At 33.1% G+C, this 23,374-nt stretch carries 20 protein-coding genes; 16 read left to right on the top strand and 4 right to left on the bottom strand.

Annotated features, from left to right (window positions below; genetic code table 11):
- Window positions 1-20 precede the first annotated feature (20 nt).
- Genes ASD98_RS00235 through ASD98_RS00220 form a run of 4 tightly spaced genes read left to right on the top strand, consistent with a single transcriptional unit; the run spans window position 21 to window position 3,378 of the window.
- Window positions 21-869: a T9SS type A sorting domain-containing protein gene (locus ASD98_RS00235; RefSeq protein ID WP_056198437.1), complete on the top strand. Its 849-nt coding sequence runs from the start codon at window positions 21-23 to the stop codon at window positions 867-869.
- A 46-nt stretch (window positions 870-915) separates the two neighbouring features.
- Window positions 916-1,698 (top strand): hypothetical protein, encoded by a 783-nt coding sequence (locus tag ASD98_RS00230; RefSeq protein WP_056198434.1) that lies wholly within the window; start codon window positions 916-918, stop codon window positions 1,696-1,698.
- A gap of 24 nt (window positions 1,699-1,722) precedes the next feature.
- The gene (locus ASD98_RS00225; protein WP_056198430.1) at window positions 1,723-3,078 is read left to right on the top strand and encodes a S41 family peptidase; all 1,356 of its coding nucleotides are present in this window, start codon (window positions 1,723-1,725) and stop codon (window positions 3,076-3,078) included.
- A gap of 27 nt (window positions 3,079-3,105) precedes the next feature.
- The gene (locus tag ASD98_RS00220; protein ID WP_056198428.1) at window positions 3,106-3,378 is read left to right on the top strand and encodes a hypothetical protein; all 273 of its coding nucleotides are present in this window, start codon (window positions 3,106-3,108) and stop codon (window positions 3,376-3,378) included.
- Window position 3,379: 1 nt separating this feature from the next.
- Here ASD98_RS00220 and ASD98_RS00215 read toward each other — a convergent pair whose 3' ends face one another.
- Window positions 3,380-3,922, bottom strand: coding sequence for a hypothetical protein (locus ASD98_RS00215; RefSeq protein WP_128414758.1), 543 nt, complete (start codon window positions 3,920-3,922; stop codon window positions 3,380-3,382).
- Window positions 3,923-4,170: 248 nt separating this feature from the next.
- On the opposite strand from ASD98_RS00215, the gene ASD98_RS00210 reads away from it, so the two are divergent.
- From ASD98_RS00210 to ASD98_RS00185, 6 genes are all read left to right on the top strand, one after another.
- Window positions 4,171-4,764, top strand: coding sequence for a Crp/Fnr family transcriptional regulator (locus ASD98_RS00210; protein ID WP_199866256.1), 594 nt, complete (start codon window positions 4,171-4,173; stop codon window positions 4,762-4,764).
- A 75-nt stretch (window positions 4,765-4,839) separates the two neighbouring features.
- On the top strand, window positions 4,840-5,427 hold the full coding sequence (locus ASD98_RS00205; RefSeq protein WP_056198419.1) for an NAD(P)H-dependent oxidoreductase: 588 nt from the start codon (window positions 4,840-4,842) through the stop codon (window positions 5,425-5,427).
- A gap of 27 nt (window positions 5,428-5,454) precedes the next feature.
- Window positions 5,455-5,676 carry a 2TM domain-containing protein gene (locus ASD98_RS00200; protein WP_056198416.1) on the top strand — a complete coding sequence of 74 codons (222 nt, stop codon included), beginning with the start codon at window positions 5,455-5,457 and terminating at the stop codon, window positions 5,674-5,676.
- Window positions 5,663-6,424 carry a putative quinol monooxygenase gene (locus ASD98_RS00195; RefSeq protein WP_056198413.1) on the top strand — a complete coding sequence of 254 codons (762 nt, stop codon included), beginning with the start codon at window positions 5,663-5,665 and terminating at the stop codon, window positions 6,422-6,424. The genes ASD98_RS00200 and ASD98_RS00195 overlap by 14 nt, the downstream gene beginning before the upstream one ends.
- 51 nt (window positions 6,425-6,475) lie before the next feature.
- A complete protein-coding gene (locus tag ASD98_RS00190; protein WP_056198409.1) occupies window positions 6,476-7,300 on the top strand; it encodes a DJ-1/PfpI/YhbO family deglycase/protease in 825 nt (274 codons plus the stop codon).
- 412 nt (window positions 7,301-7,712) lie between these two features.
- Complete coding sequence (locus tag ASD98_RS00185) at window positions 7,713-8,765, top strand: adenylate/guanylate cyclase domain-containing protein (protein WP_128414757.1); 1,053 nt, start codon at window positions 7,713-7,715, stop codon at window positions 8,763-8,765.
- Here the strand turns inward: ASD98_RS00185 and ASD98_RS00180 are convergent.
- Both ASD98_RS00180 and ASD98_RS00175 read right to left on the bottom strand, forming a co-directional pair.
- Window positions 8,746-9,105, bottom strand: a complete 360-nt coding sequence (locus tag ASD98_RS00180) for a hypothetical protein (protein ID WP_056198403.1) — start codon at window positions 9,103-9,105, stop codon at window positions 8,746-8,748. The genes ASD98_RS00185 and ASD98_RS00180 overlap by 20 nt on opposite strands.
- A gap of 99 nt (window positions 9,106-9,204) precedes the next feature.
- Complete coding sequence (locus ASD98_RS00175) at window positions 9,205-9,825, bottom strand: DNA-3-methyladenine glycosylase (protein ID WP_056198400.1); 621 nt, start codon at window positions 9,823-9,825, stop codon at window positions 9,205-9,207.
- Window positions 9,826-10,253: 428 nt separating this feature from the next.
- On the opposite strand from ASD98_RS00175, the gene ASD98_RS00170 reads away from it, so the two are divergent.
- Window positions 10,254-13,775, top strand: coding sequence for a patatin-like phospholipase family protein (locus tag ASD98_RS00170; protein WP_056198398.1), 3,522 nt, complete (start codon window positions 10,254-10,256; stop codon window positions 13,773-13,775).
- A 159-nt stretch (window positions 13,776-13,934) separates the two neighbouring features.
- Here ASD98_RS00170 and ASD98_RS00165 read toward each other — a convergent pair whose 3' ends face one another.
- Window positions 13,935-14,720 (bottom strand): hypothetical protein, encoded by a 786-nt coding sequence (locus ASD98_RS00165; RefSeq protein ID WP_056198395.1) that lies wholly within the window; start codon window positions 14,718-14,720, stop codon window positions 13,935-13,937.
- Window positions 14,721-15,165: 445 nt separating this feature from the next.
- Here ASD98_RS00165 and ASD98_RS00160 point away from each other — a divergent pair, with 445 nt between their 5' ends.
- From ASD98_RS00160 to ASD98_RS00140, 5 genes are all read left to right on the top strand, one after another.
- Complete coding sequence (locus ASD98_RS00160) at window positions 15,166-16,731, top strand: peroxidase, FMP-type (protein WP_056198392.1); 1,566 nt, start codon at window positions 15,166-15,168, stop codon at window positions 16,729-16,731.
- 335 nt (window positions 16,732-17,066) lie between these two features.
- Window positions 17,067-19,454 carry a TonB-dependent receptor gene (locus tag ASD98_RS00155; protein ID WP_056198389.1) on the top strand — a complete coding sequence of 796 codons (2,388 nt, stop codon included), beginning with the start codon at window positions 17,067-17,069 and terminating at the stop codon, window positions 19,452-19,454.
- Between the two features lie 249 nt (window positions 19,455-19,703).
- The gene (locus ASD98_RS00150) at window positions 19,704-20,330 is read left to right on the top strand and encodes a response regulator transcription factor (RefSeq protein ID WP_056198386.1); all 627 of its coding nucleotides are present in this window, start codon (window positions 19,704-19,706) and stop codon (window positions 20,328-20,330) included.
- 173 nt (window positions 20,331-20,503) lie between these two features.
- The gene (locus ASD98_RS00145) at window positions 20,504-22,036 is read left to right on the top strand and encodes an aspartate aminotransferase family protein (RefSeq protein WP_082577759.1); all 1,533 of its coding nucleotides are present in this window, start codon (window positions 20,504-20,506) and stop codon (window positions 22,034-22,036) included.
- A 6-nt stretch (window positions 22,037-22,042) separates the two neighbouring features.
- Complete coding sequence (locus tag ASD98_RS00140) at window positions 22,043-23,374, top strand: lysine N(6)-hydroxylase/L-ornithine N(5)-oxygenase family protein (protein WP_056198381.1); 1,332 nt, start codon at window positions 22,043-22,045, stop codon at window positions 23,372-23,374.

Genomic DNA, 23,374 nt, shown 5'->3' with positions numbered 1-23,374 from the left:
ATGCTTTTTACAAATAAAATATGAAAAAAATTATACTATTATTTTTATTACTAATGATTACAACTGTATCATCTGCCCAGTTTACAATTTGGGAAGATGATTTTGAGGATGGTGACGTTTCAGACTGGACTTTATTAGATAAAGATGGCAACAGCAGTAACTGGAGTGCCCGAAAAAACATCCAGTTTGATGAAAGTACAGGAGGGATTAAAGATGGTAATTTTAATGTATTAGGTACTTATAATATTGATTTAAATTCAGGTGCTCCGCTTGAAATAATAGAACAAAACTGGGCGATGCTGCCAGCAATTGACTTGTCATATTACAGCGGGAAAATTGAATTGAATTTTACAGCACAGATGGCTATTTTCGGCGGAAGCAAAAATATTTTAATTTATGGAGGAACATCTCCAGATCCAGCTTCAGCAACACCTTTAGGAACTATTTATATGGAAAGAATATCACAATTAGATCCGGAATTTAAAGATTATGTTGTAGATATTTCGCAGTTTGTGGGCAATCAAAACGTTTACATTTCCTTATTAAATGAAAACAGCAATTTTGTTGGATATGAAGTTGATAAAGTATGGATCACTGCCGAAGCACTATTAGGTGTTGACGATTTTGATAAAAATAATACAATTCGCCTTAAACAAAATCCTGTTGTCGAAAATTTAGAATTAGAAATAAGCGAACAGTTTTTAAACGATGATTTTGCAGCAAAAATTTACAGCTCAGCTGGATTGCTGGTTAAAAGTAATGCAGATTTAAAAGAAAATATTTCGGTAGCGAATCTTCCGCAGGGAATTTATTTTCTGGTACTATCAAATAATACAACTTCCAAAAAAATAAAATTTATTAAAAAGTAAACTGATAATTATTTTCAGAAATAATTATAAAGACAAAATATAAAATATGAAAACTAAAATTGTTCCAATACTTTTATTTTCAATTGTACTTCTCCTTTGCCAGGCCTGCATCAATGAAGATATGGTTCCTTATTATGAAGAGCAGCAGCCCGGAAAAGTTGTAATACAGGGTTATAATGCACAAAAAGATTCTATACAGATAGCGGTAGATGGAAAAATCCTTGTAGAAGGAAAGACAAATGCCTACATAAAAAAAGTTACTAAAAATTACGAATTTGTATTTTATTCAAATAAAACGAAATTGGTTGAAATTACCAATAAAGTAAGCAAGCAGCTTCTTTATTCTTATCAACTAACAACCGCAAAACCCATTGATACCATCTCTTTTTATACCAAAGAAGATTTATGGATAAATAATGTTCTGGCGACGAAACCCGGAAAAATAACACAGACAGGTAATGCCGGTTTCAAATTTATTTTCCCAACCCTTAATAAATATTCTGTGAGCGGTTATACCGGAAAAATAGATGGAATCATGCGTAAAGTAAACGGAGAAGTAGTAGGAGTAGTCAAAAACATTGGAAAAGACAGCTTCAGCGATTTTATAGAATTTCCTTCAAGTCTTCCTCCAATTATTAGAATGGAACTGGTTAAACATAATACAACCGAATCATACATAAACGGTAGACAAGTTATTACGGTTATGCTGATGCTGCCAAACAAATCAGGATTAATAGTTTTGGATGAAAGAAAAGATGGAAACGGGAAATTTCAAAATGTTGATGCAAGCTTAAATCTGGTTGATTTTTTTGACTTTACTGCTCATTAAACCAATTAATTCTAAGATTATCCAATGAAAAATTATTTGCCTATTAAGCTGTTTTGTTTTTTATTTTTTGCCCTGTTTCTTATTTCGTGTGAAAGCACAGATGAGCCAATAACGTATGAAGAAAACTCAAATGAATATGTAAACAATTGGATGTACAATCAAATGAAAAGATATTATTTATGGAATAATGCAATAAAAAATCAAGGAGATTTAGCATTAGATCCAAAAGAATATTTTAAAACATTATTACAGTCTGAAGATATTTATTCCTACGCGTTACATCCCGAAAAACCCGAAACTACACACAAAAACCTTAGAAGTAAATTCGGGTTTGACGTAAGTTTTATAGCTTTTGAGGGAAAATATTATGGTGTAGTATTATATGCTTTAGAAGATTCTCCGGCAAAAAATAATGGTTTACAAAGAGGACAGCTTATAACTCATGTAGATGGAGTAGAATTGAAATTTGAAAACTACGATAATCTATATAATAGTATGCTTGCCGAAACGCAGCTGGATTTAAAAGTAGTTTCGTATTCTGCTCAATTGGGTTTTTCTAGCCCAAAAACAGTTTCTATTTTGCAGGGATTTACATTTTCACAGCCCATTTCCTATCAGGTAATCGAAGATAAAAATACTAAAATTGGTTATGCAAACATTCCACATTTTGATGTTGGACAAGCACAATTGTATTTGCAGTTATTTCAGGAGTTAAAAAGCAAATCGATAACAGAATTGGTTTTAGACTTAAGATATAATGGAGGAGGAGATATCTCATCTGCGGCAGCATTAAGTATAATTTTGGCACCCAATATTAAAGCAGATGATCTTTATATAAAATTTGAAGGAAATCAAAACGGAGGAAATGTTGATCAGTCTTTTATAACAGCTTTAAAAAGCAATGAATCTTCAGTAAGTTTTGATGCCTTACGCAATGTACATCCTTCCATTAATAAAGTTTATATTTTATGCGGAAAAAGGACAGCATCAGCATCAGAGCTTATTATAAACAATCTAAAACCCTATATGGAAGTTGTTACCATTGGTGAAAAAACATTTGGCAAAGATGTCGCAGGATTTCCAATTGTAGACGATCGCAATCCAGATAAAAGAGGCTGGATATTGTACCCTTCCATATATAAATTATTTAATGCCAGACAGGAAGGAAATTATTCAAAAGGAATAAATCCTGAAATCTATTTAGATGAATTACAGCAGCCAGAAGTATTTGCTCTAGGAAACCGCTCAGAAACTTTATTGCAAGCAGCCTTAAATAGTATATCAGGAAATACAAACAAAATAAAAAGAGAAGCTGTACAATCCTTGCCACTCAGCGTAATTAGTACAGATATTGACCCGCTTTTGCAAATTACACCATGAAAATTATAAATATATTGATCGTTTGTTATGCAGGGAATTGATAACATAGAGCATCGTAAATTGCTGCAAATATTTGAAAAATACAAAGATGAAACTATTGCGGTACAAACAACATCAGAAGATGATCTTAAGATTTACCAAAACATGGAAGAACTCGATGTTTTGTACAACTGTTTTAAAATCTTATTGGCAGAATTACAAAAATGTACCAGAGATTATGAACTAAAGAAAAAATCAACCCGCAGCATCATCCATAAAAACTTAAGAAAAATAAAAACAGGATCTGAAAAGAAGCTGTAATCTATATTTCAGGATTTATTGCAGAAGATAATTCTTCTTTTTTGATCTGGCGAAAAGGTGTTCTGATTTTATTTCTTTTAAGCCTTATTTTCTTTATTTGATAAAGATAATCAGTTAGTAATGCCTTTATTTCTAAATAAGAATTATTATGAAAAGAGCTGATATTATGTTTCAGTTTTTCGATATGATTTCCTGCGTTTATTAAATCAGCCTCAAACGTTTTTAATAAACCAATTTCTATGTTTTTATTTTTTTTATAATAATGAATGCAGTTATGAAGATCTTCAATTTGTCCCGTAAAATCAAAAACTGCTTTTTTAGAAACCGCCCGATGGTAGTAATAAGAAAACTCTAGCGGATTAAATTCAATTACTTTATCAAAATCTTCAATGGCTTTATAATGATGTTCCAGTTTTTGAAAACAGCTCGCTCTTAATTCATAAGCTGTCGAATCAAACTCATAATTCACCACATTATCTAAATGAACAATAGCCTCCTGAAAGTGGCTGGTGGAATAAAGTTGTTTTCCTTTCTCTAAATCCACAAAACTTTTTTTAAGGTTTGATTTAAAAAATTTGTCCTTAAATGTTGTTTTTAAAGTCACGAGCCATTTCATAATTTTAAATTTAGGAAGTTACAATATTCAGCTGGCTAAATTTTGATAGGATGTTAAAGTTAATAAAAAATTAATACACAGCACATTATAAAATTTTATTTAAAGAAAAATAATGGTGTATTTTTTACATTTTAAAAAACATTCTTTTTAAATTAGAGGTTTCAAAGTAAATAATGATGATGAATTCGGTCAGAGAAATATTTCTAAAATCAGTAAAGGAAATTTGTCCTAACGTTACTGATGCTGAACTTTCTCAATTTGCTTTAAAAATTACAATTGAAGAATTTAATAAAAAAGACTTCTTTCTTCAATACGGAAAAGTGCAAAAAGCTATAGGTTTTGTAGCAAGCGGATTAGTGCGTTCCTCTTTTATAGATAAAGAAGGGAATGAAATTACTGTAGGTTTTTATGCCGAGGGTGATTATGCCACGCACTATCCCGCCTTTATAACACAGCAGCCCAGTAAATACTCAATTCAATGTTTAGAACCTGTAACAATGGTTTGTCTTTCGTATGAAAACATACAGTGGATTTATGAACATTTACCAAGCTTTGAACGATACGGACGATTAGTCGCCGAAGAAATTTTAAAACGTCAGCAGGCCCGTATCGAAAGCTTTATATTTCAAACCGCCGAGGAACGTTATCTTGATTTTATAAAGTGTCACTCAGAGCTGTTTAACAGAATTTCCATTTCTCATCTTTGCAGTTATCTGGGTATTGAAAGACAAACACTTACCAGAATTCGTCAAAAATTAGCGCACCAATAGTTTTTGACACATTTGTGTCAGGAAGTCCTTCGCATTATTTAAAATCTTTGCAGTGTCAAATTAAAATGATGCGCAATGAAAACGAATATCTTATTAATACTTGGTCACCCTTCTCCAAACTCTTTTTGCAGTGCGCTGCTTAATGCTTACAAAAAAGGAGTAGAACGTACAGGGGCAATTTGTAAAACCATTTATATCTCTCAACTGGATTTTGATGTAAATCTGGCTGACGGATATAAAACCGGAAAAACAGTACCGCTTGAAAAAGATCTAATTCAGGCCCAGGAACTCATTTCCTGGGCAGATCACATTGTCTTGTCTTATCCAAATTGGTGGGGTTTTATGCCTGCCATTACTAAAGGATTTATAGACAGAATCTTTATGCCTGATTTTGCATTTAAACATCACTCAGGAAAAATCTTCCCCGAAAAACTTTTAAAAGGAAAAAGCTTAAGGCTGTTAATTACGATGGACACTCCAAAATGGTGGTTCTATCTCATCTATCGTGCTTCTCAATATCAAATACTCAAAGACATCGTATTCGGTTACGTAGGATTCGATCCTATTCGATTCTCCACTTTTGGTTTTATGAGAAAATCAACAGATAAACAACGCAGCAAATGGCTTAAAAAAGTAGAACAATTAGGAACAAAGCTTATATAAAACAATCCATTAATAAAATTTAATATCATGAGACATCTAGCAAACGAGCATACAATTGCTCACATTGACCCTAAAAAAGGTTTCAGAATTCACTTATTAGTATTTGTATTATCAATTCCTGCAATTTGGATAATATGGTTTTTAACAGACAGAACGTATCTATGGCCGCTTTGGCAGACTGGTGCATGGATGGTAGGTTTATTATTTCATTATCTGGGCGTTTTCATTTTTAAAAATGGAACTAAATAATCTTAAAAACTTAGAAGTTATGATAACAAAAGCAAAACTCACAGTTTCTAAAAAAGTCTTAGGGATTTTTACAGTTTTATTTTCATTGCAGAGCACATTGGCAACAGCACAAAATGAAAGAGCTAAAATTACGCGCTACGAAGTAAAAGAGCAATATCAGGAGAAATTTCAAAAAGCGATAAGCGAGTATGTTCAAAAATCTCTTTTAAGCGAAAGCAATATTATGTCTGAAGCTTATTTTGAACAGAATAACAAAGCCGTTATCTGGTTATTTGAGCGCTGGACCAGTAAAACAGCATTGGATAAAAACAATTCAAAATCTGTAAAAGAACTTGCCAAAACCGCTTTAGCAAAACCTGAGAAAGTAATCTATGTAAAAGATTTAGAACCTCTCACTAAACAGCAATGGAGAAGAACAAGCAAAAAAGAAGACAATCAGTTAACTATTATGCTTTTTGTAGATGCAAAAGCCGGTACAGAGAAAAATTTCATGGAGGTTTACCATACAGCAATGCCTCAATTTAGAAGTGAACCCGGAGTAGTAACCTATCAATTATCGCAGCTGGAAAATGATAAGACCCAATTTGTAACCTTCGAAAAATTCAGAAGTAACGATGCATTTCAGTATCATCTTAATTTTCCACCAATTCAACCCGTAATTGATTACCTAAATACAAGTATAAAAAAACAGCCGTTTCAGGATGGAATTCATAATCTAATCGAATTTGCACCGCTTATTCGGGAGTAACATAAACAGAAAAATTTCAACATAAATTATTAATATTTAAAACCTAAAAAAATGAAAACAATTAGTAAAGTCATTGCAGCAGGTATAACAAGCATTCTTGCTGTAGTAAATGCAGAAGCTCAAGTAACCGTAAAAACAAATGAAATGAAAACAAACTACAGTCATGAATTAGAAGTTGTAAACCAATTGTCTACTCAGTCAGCCGTTGTAAATATGCCGGTGACAAAATTATTAAATGCGCCAGGAAACGAAGCTTTAAAAGCTTTCTTCTTTACACCTGTAAAAAATAAAACAGCCCTAAAAGGGAAAAAAATTGCCGTAATCGTTGCCGATGGTTTCGAGGAAATTGAATTGACGGGACCAGTATGGTATTTTAAAGAATTAGGAGCAGAAGTTGAAATAGTGTCGCCTAAATTTAATCCGGCTCCGGAAAGATATGGTTTGGTATTTCCTGAAATGTCAAATACGCATGTTATGGCTATACAATACTTACAGCCGGTGGGATGGATAAAATTTGACCGTACCGCAGACCAAATAAAGGTTAGTGATTATGATGCGGTATTTATTCCGGGAGGAGCTTGGAATCCGGATAACCTTCGTTATGATAAAGATGTTATCAAATTTATTCAGGATTTTAACAAGTCAGGAAAACTAATTGCCGCTATTTGTCACGCTCCGGTTGTATTGGCTTCTGCCGATATTTTAAAAGGAAGAAAGCTCACAGGATACTGGAACATTCAGGTAGATTTAAAAAATGCCGGCGGAACTATTCTTGAACAACCTGTGGTAACAGATGGAAACATCATTACCAGCCGTCATCCAATTGATGTGGCAGATTTTTCAAGAGCTGTTGAAAGCTGGTTAATTAAAAAATAAGAATAAAGTTTGAGGCTGTCTCTAAAGTCGGGACAGCTCTTTTAGTATAATTATTTTGTTGTTTTTAGTGACTTAATTTGTGACTTTTTGATATCCTATTTATCATTCCATAGGAATGTTTCGTAGGTAGAAAAAAATAAAGATCAGCCGCATTTGCGTTCCGTAGGAACGTTTGATAGATCAGATTGTTAAAAAACAATGCCAGAATCAAATGTTCCTACGGAACGTAATCCATTATAACAATATAATTTTCTACCAATGAAATGTTCCTACAGAACAAGGAAAGATGTAAAACAACAAAGAGGCTGTCTCTACTTTTGAGACTGCCTCTTTGTTTTTGATCAGAAAAACTTCTGCGGTAGTTTATATTCAGATTTTATCTATTTTTATAAAGAACGAAAGTATCTTTAATATGGATTTGCCTAAGCTGCCTTTTTATAAAAAATACAGTCTTGTTTTTAAAGCCGCTATTGCCGGCGGAATATTAGGTTTACTATATGCCTCAATTACAGATGCAGGATCTAACTTTGATTATTTAAAGCTTTTGCCCGGTATAATTATAGGTGTTTTTATTGGTTTTATTATTATAACGTTTGAGAAGCGTCTTATCAATTTAAACCGATATTCCTTTTTAGAAGCAATGCTTTTAAAAGCTCTTATTTATAGCATAAGCATATTGTTGTTTTTACTATTCTTTGTTCTGATGTTTTCAGAAATGTTAGGACATCTTTCTTATCAGGAAGCTTTTGTTAAATATGCTAAAGAACGTTTGTTCGAAGATTATATGTTTTCTCTTGGAGCGTCTATATTTTTAATTCTCTTTTTAGAAATCAGCAGTTTACTAAGCGCCCGTTTTTTCTATAATTATTTTACAGGACAATATCATCAACCCATTCAGGAGGAACGAATTTTTATGTTTGTCGATGTAAAATCATCTACCACACTCGCAGAACAATTAGGAGATATTCTATACAGTAATTTATTGCAGGATTTATTCAATGATTTTACGGATGCAATCCAGGCTTCGCGTGCAGAAGTTTACCAATACGTGGGAGATGAAATTATCCTCACCTGGAAATCTGCTGCCGGATTAAGAGAAAAACGCTGTCTTTATTGTTTTTATCTTCTTAAACAATGTATAGAGAATAAACGCGAATATTATTTAGGAAAATACAATCTGGTTCCAAAATTTAAAGCCGGAATGCATATAGGAACTGCGGTAACAACCTGGGTTGGAAAAGTAAAAAAAGAAATTGTTTATCATGGAGATCTCTTAAATACAACTTCAAGAATTCAATGTGAATGCAACAATTTTAATCATGACTTTGTTATTTCTGAAACCATGAAAAATGCACTTTCAGAAGATAATTCGATAACCTATATTCAAAAGGGCGAAATACTTTTGCGGGGAAAAGCAAAGCCAATGAAATTATATACCGTTGATTTTAGTTCAGTCGTTCTGTAGTTTCCAATCTCAAACAATGCTCTGTACCTAAAAACAGCGGATTTCCATGTTTTTCTGACCAAAAACCATCCAGTATGTCTTTTGTAATGCATCGGTAAACTGCAACGCCTTTATACGTTTTGTTGTCATCGCCTTTATAGCTAAAATTAATTACCAGAATGTTATCTTTAAAGAAGCCATGACCTTTTTGGACTTGTGCATTATTGATGAACCATTTTGCAATAATTCTATTGTTATCGTCTAAGGATAAACTTAAAGTGCCTTTGTAAGTAATGTGATTGCTCTCTTCCTGATTACTTCCTGAAATAGAAAAATCACCAATTAAATCTTGTATTATCATTTATTTTTTGATGGAGAAATTGAATAGATGTTGAGGTATAAATCACCTCAGTAATTACGGCAAATTTATGCAATTTTAAAATATCTAAAAATTACCAGTTTATACCTTATTTGGTTTGCTGACATATTTATTTCCTTTAATAAAAAACCGCCACGGCAAAAGTGCATCTTCCTGAGCATATGCAACACCCACGCGCGGCGATGCTGCAATTTGATCTTCAGTATATCGAATGCCGTGATCTTCCAGCCAGATTTCTTCTCCGCCTAAGTCTTTTTTATTAAAAGAACGGTCAATACCCAAAGCCTTTGCTGCAGAACCCGGGCCAGCAGATATCGCGCCTTTTGATGCCGGTATATTCCGCCTCGTTTCCATAATATCTTTTCCGGTCAAAGGTTCAATCGCCCGAATTAAAACCGCATGAGGTTCACCTTCAACAGAACTTACAATATTAAAAAGATGATGAATACCGTAGCATAAATAAACATAGGAAACGCCGCCCTGACTGTATAAAGTTTCCGTTCGATCTGTTCTTCGTCCTCCGTAAGCGTGTGAAGCTTTATCTTGTATGCCGAAATAAGCCTCTGTTTCTACAATTATTCCAGTAGTAATTTCGCCGTCAATTTGTGTACAAAGTACTTTTCCCAAAAGATCTTTGGCAAGGAAAATAACATCAGAATTAAGATAATAAGAAAACGGAATTTTATTAGGAGATTCGGTCATTGCTGTTCAATTATAAATTTGATACGAAGGTCGAAATTTCAAAGCAATTTATAATTCTAATTTATAAAACTTAATTATTTTTTACCAAGCCTACATTCTTATGATTTGAACTGAATTACTTCTTAGTATATAATTATTTATGTTCTTGAAAAATAGGTAGTTATACGTGATTAAATATTGTGTTAAATGTTTAATTTTGAAGATGTTATAGTTTGGTTTGTTTCTAAGATTAAATATGTAACGCTAATCGCAGCCGATAAAATATTAATATATTTCTGATAATATATATTTGAGCTTATCCAGAACTCCAAATTTACCTCACATCTTACCTAAAGCAATTCTATAAGTATCTGCCTACAATAATCTTATTATTATCTGCCTTTTAAGTAATCATTGGTATTTGATAAACTAACTAAAAAATAACAAGCATGGATATAGTTACTGATCTTACTGCAGAAGCGGTCTCTTATATTACACTATTTCAAGATATTTTAAAAAGTAAATCTAATTATGACTTTCCTGCTAATTTGTTGGATAAAAATGATTGGAAATCTCTTGGTGTAGATGACGTATATAGTAATGACTTAACAATTAGTCAAAAAGAGAAAATTATAGATCTAGTCTGGCACAGCCCTACAAAGGCCGATACCAGTAGTCTTATTAAAAAATATTTTTACAGGACGATTTCGCTTTTTCATTGGTTATCAGATATTGTTCCAGATGATGAGAAAACATCAGGCACATCTCTTTCGGTAGAAGAAACAGAAGAGCTAATTTTATTTAGACCTCCATTTTTTTGGAGGCAGGCAATTAGAAATTTTTTATATACTAATCCAGAGAAAAGACTTGAACTGGTTGAGATATTGCAATATATGCCCTTGCAGATAATTTTAGCCATTACAGGAAAAAGTGAATTAGATTATACTATTCGATTATACCAATTCTATGAAAAACCCGCTCAAAAGAATATTGAAAAAAAGGTAGAAAAAAAGGTAGAAACTAATAAATATGATCTTCTTGAATTTTGGGATAGAAAAAAATATAAGGATTTTTGGGAAACTAAAAGATTAGATGCTGAATCATATCTTAAAAATGATCAAAAATTACTAGAACAACTAAAAGATAAGGAATTTTCTCTTCCTTTTGAAACTCTGTTTCGAGAAGAATTAATTGAGATTTCCGCAGCTAGAAAATCTAGAAACAGAGAATTTAGGATTACTTCTAAAGAAGAGGATACTCAAAAAATATCACCATTATTGTCTTCGGAAGAAAAAGAAAAAAGACGGAAAGAGAAAAAAGAAAAAGAAGAAAAAAAATTAAAGGAAGAAAAGGAAAAAGTTTTTGATCCGCTGGCAAAAGCCAAGGATATGAAACTGATAGGAATTGCTTTGTCAGGCGGAGGCATTAGATCTGCAACTTTTAACTTGGGCATAATACAGAAATTAGCGAGTCTAAATGTACTTCACCGATTTGATTATATTTCTACCGTTTCAGGTGGGGGATACATTGGTTCCTGGCTCAATTCATGGATACACAGAGCAGGATCTGTTAGTAAAATAAGTGATCGCCTTTGCCCCGGAAAATCGGGAGATCCTTTAGCAGATGAAGTTCGTCCTGTTAGATGGCTTAGAATGTTTAGTAATTATTTATCTCCCAATGTTGGTATTATGTCACCAGATGCATGGTCATCAGGAATGACATGGCTTCGCAATACATTAATCAATCAAATAGTATTACTGCTGACTCTTTTGACAGTTTTATCTTTTATTTCAAACATATATTCTGCATGGGTTTTCATAAAAGACAGTATGTATAAACAAAGCCCCTTTAATATTTTCTGCTACAGTTTTGTTATGTTTATAATTGGAGGTTTTATGGCTGCAACGGCAATGCGTTCTTTTTATAATATTGAGAAAAAAGAGTCAGGCAAAAAATGGGTTAAAGAAGTTAAAATATTAATACTGCGCCTTACATGGAAATTCAACCAATCTAACTTAATCCCGCAGCTAATTGTGTTTTGGGGCGGAATCAGTGCCTTGATTATTAGTACATATTTTGTATCATGTAAGTTATCTTTTTATGATGAAGTGAAGTTTCCGCTTTTCATGGGGATTTTCTCTTCCGCTTTTCTTGCCTTTTTTTTGGTAGCGTTACGTGGTAATTATCATAAAAGATTGGACTTAATGCAAATGGGAATGAAAAATGTTGCTACAAAAGTCCATTTTGATAGAAACCTTTCTGGGCAAGTTCTGTTTGCAATAGTAGGATCTACTCTTGTTGCCTCGGCTGCATTGGTATTTCTTTTATTGTTTTTTTGGGAAAATGTAGATAAAATTAGCGGCTTAGCAGATCTAATTGAACTGGAGGATCATGGTGATAAAATGTTTTTAGTGATTGGTATTCCCATGATACTGGAAATTTTTTCTATAGCAGTAATTCTAAGAATGGCGCTTATGGGTAATCTGTTTCCGGATTATCGAAGAGAATGGTGGGGGCGTATGGGAGGATATATTCATCGCTTTATGCTGTTTTGGATTATTGTAAGTTTTGCTTCTTTGATTATGCCTCATTTATGGGATGTATTATGGGGAAAATGTAAAGATCAGCTAGTACCTTGGTCTCTTGCTTTAGCTGGTGGCAGCTGGGCAGGAGTTATTGGCTGGGCTTTAAAAAAGGCATTTGAATCCAGAGATGAGACCCAAAATGCACCAAAAAGCTATACTGCTACATTAATAAAAGTAGTGCCTTTTATTTTTATGATTGGACTATTATTGATAGGCTCATGGATCATGGAAAAAATAGGTGAATATAATTTTGTTTGGAATCCAAGAGATGTCTGGAGAAATGTATTTATTACTTTAATTTTATTAGCAATAACCTTGTTGCTCAGCTGGCGTATTGGTGTAAATGAGTTTTCACTTCATCATTTTTATAGAAACAGATTAATCCGTGCATTTCTTGGTGCAACACGAAGTAGAGAAGAAAGAATAAAAACAGCTAATGTATTTACAGGTTTTGATACTAATGATGATATTTTATTATCCTCGATGCGCGTAGATAATGGTTATTTTGGACCATTTCCTCTTATTAATTCTACGCTTAATGCTACCGTTGTTATTGCTTTAGACAGACAAGACCGTATGGGAGAATCTTTTGTTTTTTCGCCATTGTACTGCGGATACGATTTTAGTCCCACACGATCTTCAACCTATAATATTGACCATGTGTATGAATACGGATACCGACCTACAGCTCAATTTTCTAATGAAAAAGGCGGACCTACTTTAGGAACTGCGATGGCTATATCCGGTGCAGCAATTAATCCGAATTGGGGTTATCATTCTTCAGCAACGATTGCATTTTTGCTTACATTATTTAATTTGCGCCTTGGCTGGTGGATTGGGAACCCAAGATTGAATGAATGGAAAAGACCCGATCCTCCATTTGGACTTTTATACTTAATGCGAGATCTTATTGGCAAATCAGATATTGATATGAATTATGTATGTCTTTCAGATGGTGGTCACTTTGATAATATGGGATTGTATGAACTTGTTAGGAGACGCTGCCAATATGTTTTAATTGGAGATGCTGAACAAGATCAGGAAAATGCATGCGAAGGTCTTGCAAATGCCATAAGAAGATGCCGTATTGATTTTGGGGTTGAAATTGAAATTGATCTTGATAAAATCGTTAGTAAAAAAGAGCATATTATTAAAGGAACTATATTTTACCCAGGCGCAGCTAAGCAGGAAGGAACGCTTATTTATATAAAAGCAGTTTTAACAGATAAGACATCAGTAGATGTAAGGCAATATGCCATGACCAACGAAGATTTTCCTCAACAGTCAACAGGAGATCAATTTTTTGATGAAGCTCAATTCGAAAGCTATAGAAAACTAGGTTATGATTCAATTAAAGATGATATTAAGGAATTATATTTACCATAGGTAAATGAATTGAGAAACAAGAGAATAAGAATATTTCAAATTAATTTAAGGAGACTTAAACAATTTTTACAAAAATTTTGTCTCCTTAATTTTCATTCCCAAATTTTTAAAACATTCAATTTGTTCGAAAGTTCCAATTTTTGTTTCTTTAATTAAATATCACGCTCTTCTCGGATCTCCTTTTAAATACGTTTTACTGAATTTAAAATACTCAGTTGAGGTTCTTTCGCCTGCTTTTCCGTCGACTCTTAGTATAGCTCCGGCTTTATTAAGCAGTGTTTGCAAATCTTTAGCTTCGTTGGTAACAGTTCCAGTGTAATATAAAGTCTTATTGCCCTGCGCTAATATTTGTTCTACAATATGACCATTTGGGAGTGTTATCAGCTTTTGCTCGCTAAGACGTCGCAGTAATACCGCAGCCCCGCATTGTTTAGAAACAGCATTAGGATCATATTTTCCGTCTTTAACATATTTTCCTTTTGTATAATGATTCGAATAGCTCCATAAATAAGGTGAATTAATGCCTTGTTTATAATAGCCCAAGCCATTAAATAACTCTAGTTTATAGAGAATTCCGGCAATTTCCCAATTTGTCCATAAGTTTAGTTTATCAAAAATTAAAGCATCATTAGCACTAAATTCCCATGTAAATGGAGGATTTCCTGTTTTTGGACGCCCTGCAGGAACCTGAACGGTACGTGCGGTAAGCGGGTCTCCGTTATGCAAATGAGTATCAAACCTTAAGCTAGCTTCCATGCAATGTATTATTGCAATGACATACCAGGGAATATTTAACGGATCTCCCACAGCTTGATATCTCGCTTTGTTCGAAGCTATTTTCTCAACTAGTTTATCAATTTCAGGATATTTAGCTTCTTTTATAATGCAGGAAGCAAATAATTTTTCATAATTGGCTTTCTTGTCTGGTGGTACTATTGAACTCATAATCGTTGGTTTTAATTTATTAATTCATTTGATATCGTTATTTTAATTTCAAAAGTTTGATAAATAAAAGGGCAATGAGGTAATCAATATGTTATGCTGCCTGATTCATGCAAAAGCATATTAAATAAATTAAGCAGACGTTAAAAAGAAGGCATGTAGAATATTCTCTTTGTAGATGTGTATGAGAATAAATAATTTACTGATTGTAAATGTGTTATGTAAATATGATTCAAATTTATCACAATATGAGAAATGAAAAAAGGGTATAAACACCCTTTTTTCGATTAAAAACCCCAACGATCATCCCATCCTTTATATAGCTTGTTTTGTGACCAATAATTTCCGCTTTATGTCATTTTTTTATAATTGATTTTCTATCTCCAGTAATTTAGATTCATAACAATGCTTTTGAATACCCAGATTTACTAATCAAAAAAATAAAACTATGCTAAAACGAAAAAACGACGCTGATGAGTTAAACCTGCCTCATATAGCTCAAAATCTAGATGTAAATAAAAAAGAACTATTATTCGGAGCTGCCCAAGACAAGGAAAGTAAGGGAATATTAGGAGATTTGATGGATGGATATGCAAAAGTTCAAATTGAAGATCCAATTAGAGCTTTTCATGAAAATAATTTACAGCAAATTGTAAATAATGTAGATTATGGTATTTTAGAGGTATTGCAAGGAACTTGGGTGAGCTACAATCATAACGGACAAAATGATAGAAAATTAATAGGAAGCGGAATCCATACGACCATTATGCCATCACCGGGCACAAATGCAGGAACTATTCCCGGAAAATATAGTTTTGATTGTGAAGAATATATAGAAAAACTAACATTTGATTTAGTCCCGGGCGGAGTTCGTAATCGCGGCGGTGCAAACGAACAATTTTGCGGAGCTGTTAAATACGAGCAAAGTATAAAAAGTGTCAACACTGTAGAAGGAGAAGAAACTTTAAAATACACTCCAATCCACGAAGAGAATGGTATGTATTTATGGCTGAGTGATATATTTAATTATGCAGCAACAGAGAAAACGATTAAAGAAGATCGCGGCGTACATCCTGTATCACCAAAAAACCCGAATAAAGATTTATATAAAAGCGGGTATCAGGACGAAACTCTTTTTTTAGTTTATAATGATCTTGGAGAAAAAGAATACGTAACGTTAGAAAATTTAAACGGAAGACCTTATTCTGAAATTATAGCATCTAAAGAATTGAAGCCCGGAGCTGGACAAACAGGACCTTATTTTATTCCCGATTATTCTATTTCACGAAGTGGTGTAATTCCGCATGGAAGTACTATAACTTTATTAGGAGACTTGGTTCAGGGTGAGACAAGCTACCTGAATGAAGGTCCCCCTGAATTTCCACATGGAGATGCAGCCTGGAAATACGATCATCTTTCCATCTCTAGAACTATGGGTGGAGCGGGAGCAAGCGAAAAAAAGCCAATAAATCTTGACAAAGCACCGCCTGCCTGGGTATTTGAAAAATTGAATGATAAAAATGATCCCGGAGAAAACAAAATCTATACACAGCGAATTCTTGCTCACGATTTATATCCATATTCTGTAAGACCAGATTTACGACTGCGTGATTCTATTAAAGGAGAAAAAATAAAAAATCATGTGCTTATTCAGTTATCATCCAAAAATAAAACGGGAGCACAGGGAGGAATATTAAATGTTCCATTTGTAAATCGTTTTGTTACTACGGTCGAAATGAATATGAGCATGTGGGTTGAAACCGTTATAGAGGAAGGAAAAGAAATCCTTCAACTGCAATACGAGCAGATTATATTTTTCGAATTTGATTTTGGGGATGACGGCGGAACCACAAGCTGGCCGCACATTCAGGTAAACACACTTCGTAAATTAGAAGATGTTTCTCCAGAGCAGAGACGTTTAATTGAAGAACAATTCCCAAGCTCTAACACCATTAAACCTTCTGCAGCTACCGGATCTTCTGCACCTTCAGGATGTCCTTATCATAAAGAGTAATTTTTTTTAAACACGCTTTTTGTTCCAAATAAAACCTCCAATTTCATTTGATTTGGAGGTTTTTGTATTTAAGTCCTAATTGCATGATTAGGATAGAAATAAAGACTTAAATATTTAAAAATATTCGCATAATATTTTCAAAAACGTGTTTTTTATGCATTAATTATTAGCCCATTTTTGTTAAAAAAAAGTGATTCTTCTTTTTTTTATTTAAAAAACTGATAAATAAAGAATAAAACCCGTTTATGTTATTATTATTTGGAATAAATACAAATAATTTGGTTTGTTTTAACACAACACATAAATTTGCGCTATTAAAAATAATTCTAAATAACATGAAAGTAAAAATACTACTTCCGCTATTGAGCTGTTTTCTGCTGCTTATGGCTGCTACTTCGTTTGCACAGACAAGTACAATCAGAGGTACAGTTTCATTATCGAATGATGAAATTGCTGATAATATCTCTGTAACTTTGAAAGGAACAAAGATTGGAACTGTTACTGATGCTCAGGGGAACTATGAAATCAAAAACATTAAGCCGGGTAATTATACATTAAAGGCTTCTGTAGTAGGATTTTCGCCTAAAGAAGAAGGTATCACTGTTACAGCAGGAAAAGAACTTGTAGTAAACTTTACCTTAATAACAACATCTGAAGCGTTGACTGAAGTATTTGTTAAAGGAAATGCAAACAAGTATACTAAAGCAGAAAGTCAGTATGTATCTAGAATGTCTGTTAAAAACCTTGAAAACTCACAAGTTTACAATGTAGTAACTAAAGAATTAATTAAAGACCAGTTAGTAACAAACCAGGACGAAGCTTTAAAAAACGTTCCGGGTTTATATCAATTATGGGCTGCTACTAACCGTGCAGGTGACGGAGCTTCTTGGTATTCACTTCGTGGGTTTACTACACAGAGTTTAGTAAGAAACGGTCTTGCAGGAAAAGTAAACAGTAATACAGATGCTGTAAACCTTGAAAGAATTGAGGTTATAAAAGGGCCATCGGCTACACTTTTTGGAAACGTAGTTTCTTCATACGGAGGATTAATCAACCGTGTAACTAAAAAACCTTTTGAAACTTTTGCCGGAGAAATTTCATACCAAAACGGAAGCTACGGTTTTAACCGTTTAACTGCTGATGTTAATACTCCAATCAACGATGACAATACAGCATTATTCAGATTGAATGCTGCTTTTGGAAATGCCAATACTTTTCAGGATTTCGGTTACTCTAAAAGCTTTTTTGTAGCGCCATCTTTCTCTTATAAAGTAAATGATAAACTTACCATTTCTATTGATGCAGAAATAGGAAACCAAGATAACTCTGGTATGCCTCTAATTTATTTTGGTGCAGCTCCATCTCAGTTAGGAGTAAGCAATGCTAAAGATCTTGACATCAACTTTAAAAGATCATTTTTAGGAGACGAATTTGTGATGAATACTAAAACATTAAATGTTTTTGCACAGGCTTTATACCAAATGTCTGAACAATGGACTTCACAAACTGTATTTAGCAGCAGTTCTAATAAAGCAACTGGTTTACAAACATGGTTTTACTTGTTAAAAGACCAGCAATTTTCAAGAAATGCCTGGGATGCAAATGGTAGAGACAATGCTATTGAATTCCAACAAAACTTTAATGGTGATTTCAACATTGGATCAATGAGAAACCGCTTTTTAGTAGGTGGTGATATCTATTATGGTTCAAACAATTTAGTATTTAAGAATATCAAAGATTATGCTCCGTATGATGTAATCAATTATACAGGAACGGCAGCTAATTATTATGATTTTAATCCAACGAATGTAAGGGATATGCTTGCTGGAAATGGTAATAATCCATATACTAGCAACAGTGCTATAACAACTTACAGTGCTTATGTTGCAGATGCCATTAACATTACAGAAAGATTAATTCTTTCGGCAGCAGTACGTTTTGATCATTTTGAAAATCAAGGATCATTTGACCCACTTTCAGGTTCAGAGGCTGGTAAATTTTCTCAAAATGCATTCTCGCCAAAATTTGGTGCTGTTTTTCAAATCTTGAAAGATCAGTTATCTGTATTTGGTAACTACCAAAATAGTTTTAAAAATGTTGGATTTGCAAGTGCAAATGAAGGAGGTTCTCTTGTATTGAAACAATTTGACCCTGAAAGAGCAAACCAGTTTGAGTTTGGTGTTAAAGCAAATGCTTTCCAAAATAAACTAAGTGCTACAATTAGTTACTATAACATCAAAGTAAAAGATATCGTAACTTCTGACCCAAGCTTACCAAATGCAAGCATACAAAACGGTACACAATTCAGTAAAGGTTTTGAATTAGAAATTACAGCAAACCCAATCCCGGGATTAAACTTACTTGTGGGTTATGCAAAAAATGATTCTGAGTTAAATGATCTAAGACCTATAACTGCAGGGCCAGAAAATTTAATTAACTACTGGTTTAGCTACAACCTTCAAACAACAAAACTAAAAGGATTAGGTTTAGGATTTGGTGGTAACTATGGAGATGCTACATATGTTTACAATGCTGGACCAAGTGAAACTTTTGAACTTCCATCTTACGCTGTAGTAAATGCTGCATTGTATTATGATCAGCCTAAATACAGAGTATCATTAAAAGTAAATAACCTTACAGACGAATTATACTTTAACGGTTATTCAACAATAAACGTTCAGGCTCCACGTACATTAATGGGAAGCGTAGCGTATAAATTCTAAGAGAATTTTAAAAGCAATATAGAATAGAAAAAGGCTCGGACATTGTCCGGGTCTTTTTGTTTTTAATACCTTGAATCTATAATAATATTCTTGGTCAATCTATCAATTTAGTAAACAGAAGTTCATCAATAAACAACAGGCGTCTCATAAAAAGTTAATTTTTATGATTATAGGAAAAAAACTATTTTTTTGAATCTAATATCTTTAAATTTTATATTACTTTTGTTTAGACTAAATCTAAATAACAAAATGAAAAATTTCCTTATTGCCGATTCTGAAAACCTACACATAATTGGATTGAGGCACACACTAAAAAAGCTCGTCAAAACACCCAGCTTAAAAGTGGTAAATTCACGAGAAGAGTTGTTTAAATGTTTGGATAAAAATAATATAGAATGTTTGATTATTGATCCCAATAATATTTTTTTATTTTATGATGATGATCTTAAGATTATCAAAACAGAATACCCCCAATGCAAAATCATAATCCTATCGTATTTTAAAAACAAACAAACTATTGACAGTTTTTTAAAAGATAATATAAATGGCTTCATATCAAAAGATTGTGAAGAACAAACTATTTATGATGCCTTATATAAAATTCAGCACGGAGAACGTTATTTATGCCCCAAAACCTTAAATGCACTTATTGATGTTTTTGCTTTGCCAACTGCCGAAAGTGATGAAAAACTTACTTTAAGAGAGTTTGAGATTCTCAAACAAATAGCGAAGGGAAATAATGGAAAAAATATCGCATCTCAGCTTTTTATCAGCATTCATACTTTCAGGACACATCGAAAAAATATTATGAAAAAAACAGGCAGACATACAACATCTGAGTTGATATTGTACGCATTAGAAAAAAAAATAAAGTAATTTTCGTATTATTAATCTATATTTTATGCTTTATTTCCTACTATATTTGAGGTATTTTAACTACCTCAATTATAGAAATAATTTTCACTTTTTTATGGTATTGATTTAATTTTCGTACAAATCTACATTTGTGGAAAATTATTCTTTAGAATCAATCTAAATAAATACCACAAATGAAGGCACAAGAAAAATTAGAAACAATACTGCAAGAAGCTGCTATTAATAATGCGCACGATAAGCATGTCTTTTCTAACAATAATAAATCAATTGGGATTTATAAGAAGAGCATGAAAAAGGCCATTAAAACAATTGGAAACCATTTAAAAGAAAGAGATACCCCATTTACAGGAACCAGTATTTCGACGATCAAGAAAAAAATCGACAACATTTATCTGGAAGAAAATAAGAATGGAAAAAGCCTGGATTATGTTCTGGACGAATTAAAAGATATTTATTTAAATGATTGTATTCATTTTCATAATCCCAAATACATAGCGCATCTTAATTGCCCCATTCTAACGCCAACACTTGTGGCAGAAGCTTTTGTATCTTCATTAAATTCTTCAATGGATACGTACGATCAAAGTACCGGAGCAACTTTCATAGAATTAAAATTGGTTGAATGGACACTTGACAAATTGGGTTATCCTGAAAATGCAGACGGAATTTTTACGAGCGGAGGGACGCAGTCTAACATGATGGGATTACTGTTGGCAAGAGATCATTATATCAAAAAGCATTTCGGAATTGATCCAAAAATGGACGGACTTCCTCCTGAAGCCTCAAAGTTCAGGGTTTTATGTTCAGAAGTAAGTCATTTTAGTTTAAAGAAAAACCTAAGTTTGCTTGGCTTGGGGCAAAATGCAGTAATTCCTGTTGCTGTAGATCCTGATTTTAAGATGAATACTAACGCCTTAAAAAAGGTAATTCAGCAGCAAAAAGATTTAGGAAATATTCCCATTGCAATCGTAGGAACGGCCGGAACAACTGATTTTGGTTCTATAGATCCGCTGGCTGAAATAGCTTCAATTGCAAATCAAAATGATATTTGGTTTCACGTAGATGCAGCTTATGGCGGTGGTTTATTGATTAGTAATTTTCACAAAGAAAAATTGAACGGAATCGAATTATCAGATTCTGCTACAATTGATTATCACAAAACTTTTTATCAGCCCGTAAGTTCAAGCGGGTTTTTCATGCGAGATAAATCATTTGTAGATTATATCAAATACCACGCTGATTATCTAAATTCTAAAGAACAGGAAGACGAAGGAATTCCAAACATGGTAAAAAAATCAATCCAGACCACACGTCGTTTTGATGCTTTAAAATTGTGGTTTACGTTGAGAATGATCGGCACGGAAGGTTTGAGTTCTTATATGGAAAAGGCGATTGCCAACGCACAATTCACAGCAGATTTACTGAGAAACAGAGACGATTTCGAAATCATTCACAAACCGGAAATTAGTGCTATTGTATTTCGTTATACGCCTTTTACCGGAAACGAAAATTCGTATTGCGGCATCAACAGTTACATTCGTAAAGCTATTTTTAATGAAGGTAAAGCCATCATTACCAGTACAAAAGTCTACAACGAAGTATTCCTCAAATTCACTTTATTAAATCCGTTAACAACTCCAAAAGATATTGAAGAAATCATCGATTTGATTGTATATCACGGAAATGAATATTCATTAAAAAATTAAAATAAAATGCAAAACAAAATATACGATTTCATCGCAGTTGGAGTAGGGCCTTTCAATTTAAGTCTGGCTTGTTTAACCGCACCAATTGAAAACCTTGACGGATTATTTTTCGATAAAAATGAATCTTTCAACTGGCACCCGGGAATGCTGCTGCAAGACACGACATTACAAATTCCGTTTCTGGCAGATTTAGTGACTCTGGCTGATCCAACAAGTCCGTTTAGTTTTTTAAATTACATCAAAGAACAAGGCAAAATGTATTCGTTTTACATTCGTGAAAACTTCTTGTTACTGAGAAATGAATACAATCAGTATTGTCAATGGGCGATTAGAAAGTTACCCAATATCTATTTTAATACTGAAGTTACGGCAATTGAATACGATGAAAACCAGCAGCTTTATATTGTAAGTACACTTTCAACTAAAACAAATGATACTACAATTTACAAAACTAAAAAGATCGTTTTAGGTACCGGAACAGCTCCGCATATTCCAAAATCTTGTCAGTCTTTAAAAGGAAAAGCAATTCATTCCTCAGCTTATATTCAGAATAAAGCTTCACTTCAAAAACAAAAATCAATTACAGTTTTAGGAAGCGGACAAAGTGCTGCGGAAGTATTTAATGATTTATTGCAGGAAATTGATGTTTATGGATATCAGTTAAACTGGATTACAAGATCATCAAGATTTTTTCCGATGGATTACAGCAAGTTAACGCTCGAAATGACTTCTCCGGAATATGTAGATTATTTCTACAATCTTCCTTCAGACAAAAGAGATCATTTGCTTAAAAATCAGAAATTATTGTATAAAGGGATCAATAAAGATTTGATTGCGACGATTTTTGATACCATTTACAGTAAAAAAGTAATTACAGAGATTGATGTGAATCTAAGAACTAATGCGGCTTGTACCAAAGGAACTTATGATGAAACAAATCAATCTTTTGAATTAGAATTACATCAGGTGGAGCAAGATAAAAGATACCGCCATAAAACCGATGCATTGGTTTTAGCAACAGGTTACGGATATAAACTGCCCCATTTTTTAGAAGGAATTGCTAACCGAATTCAATGGGACGACAAAGGTCGTTTTGCAGCCAACAGAAATTACTCGATTGACAATAACGGAAGCGAAGTTTTTGTACAAAACGCTGAATTGCACACGCACGGTTTTGTAACACCAGATTTAGGAATGGCGTGTTACAGAAACTCATACATCATTAAAGAAATTACAGGAGTGGAACATTACGCAGTAGAAACCAAAATTGCTTTTCAGGAATTTGGCGTTCCCGCAGCAGAAGTGATTGAATCTCCGGCATTTGAAACTATTGCATAA

It is taken from the genome of Flavobacterium sp. Root186, from assembly GCF_001428525.1.
Classification (GTDB): domain Bacteria; phylum Bacteroidota; class Bacteroidia; order Flavobacteriales; family Flavobacteriaceae; genus Flavobacterium.
This window is presented reverse-complemented; position numbering and strand designations above follow the sequence as displayed.

Coding starts and splice junctions, on each gene's coding strand:
- ASD98_RS00235 (WP_056198437.1), top strand. CDS start 21: ATGAAAAAAATTATACTATTATTTTTATTACTAATGATTACAACTGTA.
- ASD98_RS00230 (WP_056198434.1), top strand. CDS start 916: ATGAAAACTAAAATTGTTCCAATACTTTTATTTTCAATTGTACTTCTC.
- ASD98_RS00225 (WP_056198430.1), top strand. CDS start 1,723: ATGAAAAATTATTTGCCTATTAAGCTGTTTTGTTTTTTATTTTTTGCC.
- ASD98_RS00220 (WP_056198428.1), top strand. CDS start 3,106: ATGCAGGGAATTGATAACATAGAGCATCGTAAATTGCTGCAAATATTT.
- ASD98_RS00210 (WP_199866256.1), top strand. CDS start 4,171: ATGATGAATTCGGTCAGAGAAATATTTCTAAAATCAGTAAAGGAAATT.
- ASD98_RS00205 (WP_056198419.1), top strand. CDS start 4,840: ATGAAAACGAATATCTTATTAATACTTGGTCACCCTTCTCCAAACTCT.
- ASD98_RS00200 (WP_056198416.1), top strand. CDS start 5,455: ATGAGACATCTAGCAAACGAGCATACAATTGCTCACATTGACCCTAAA.
- ASD98_RS00195 (WP_056198413.1), top strand. CDS start 5,663: ATGGAACTAAATAATCTTAAAAACTTAGAAGTTATGATAACAAAAGCA.
- ASD98_RS00190 (WP_056198409.1), top strand. CDS start 6,476: ATGAAAACAATTAGTAAAGTCATTGCAGCAGGTATAACAAGCATTCTT.
- ASD98_RS00185 (WP_128414757.1), top strand. CDS start 7,713: ATGGATTTGCCTAAGCTGCCTTTTTATAAAAAATACAGTCTTGTTTTT.
- ASD98_RS00180 (WP_056198403.1), bottom strand. CDS start 9,105: ATGATAATACAAGATTTAATTGGTGATTTTTCTATTTCAGGAAGTAAT.
- ASD98_RS00175 (WP_056198400.1), bottom strand. CDS start 9,825: ATGACCGAATCTCCTAATAAAATTCCGTTTTCTTATTATCTTAATTCT.
- ASD98_RS00170 (WP_056198398.1), top strand. CDS start 10,254: ATGGATATAGTTACTGATCTTACTGCAGAAGCGGTCTCTTATATTACA.
- ASD98_RS00165 (WP_056198395.1), bottom strand. CDS start 14,720: ATGAGTTCAATAGTACCACCAGACAAGAAAGCCAATTATGAAAAATTA.
- ASD98_RS00160 (WP_056198392.1), top strand. CDS start 15,166: ATGCTAAAACGAAAAAACGACGCTGATGAGTTAAACCTGCCTCATATA.
- ASD98_RS00155 (WP_056198389.1), top strand. CDS start 17,067: ATGAAAGTAAAAATACTACTTCCGCTATTGAGCTGTTTTCTGCTGCTT.
- ASD98_RS00150 (WP_056198386.1), top strand. CDS start 19,704: ATGAAAAATTTCCTTATTGCCGATTCTGAAAACCTACACATAATTGGA.
- ASD98_RS00145 (WP_082577759.1), top strand. CDS start 20,504: ATGAAGGCACAAGAAAAATTAGAAACAATACTGCAAGAAGCTGCTATT.
- ASD98_RS00140 (WP_056198381.1), top strand. CDS start 22,043: ATGCAAAACAAAATATACGATTTCATCGCAGTTGGAGTAGGGCCTTTC.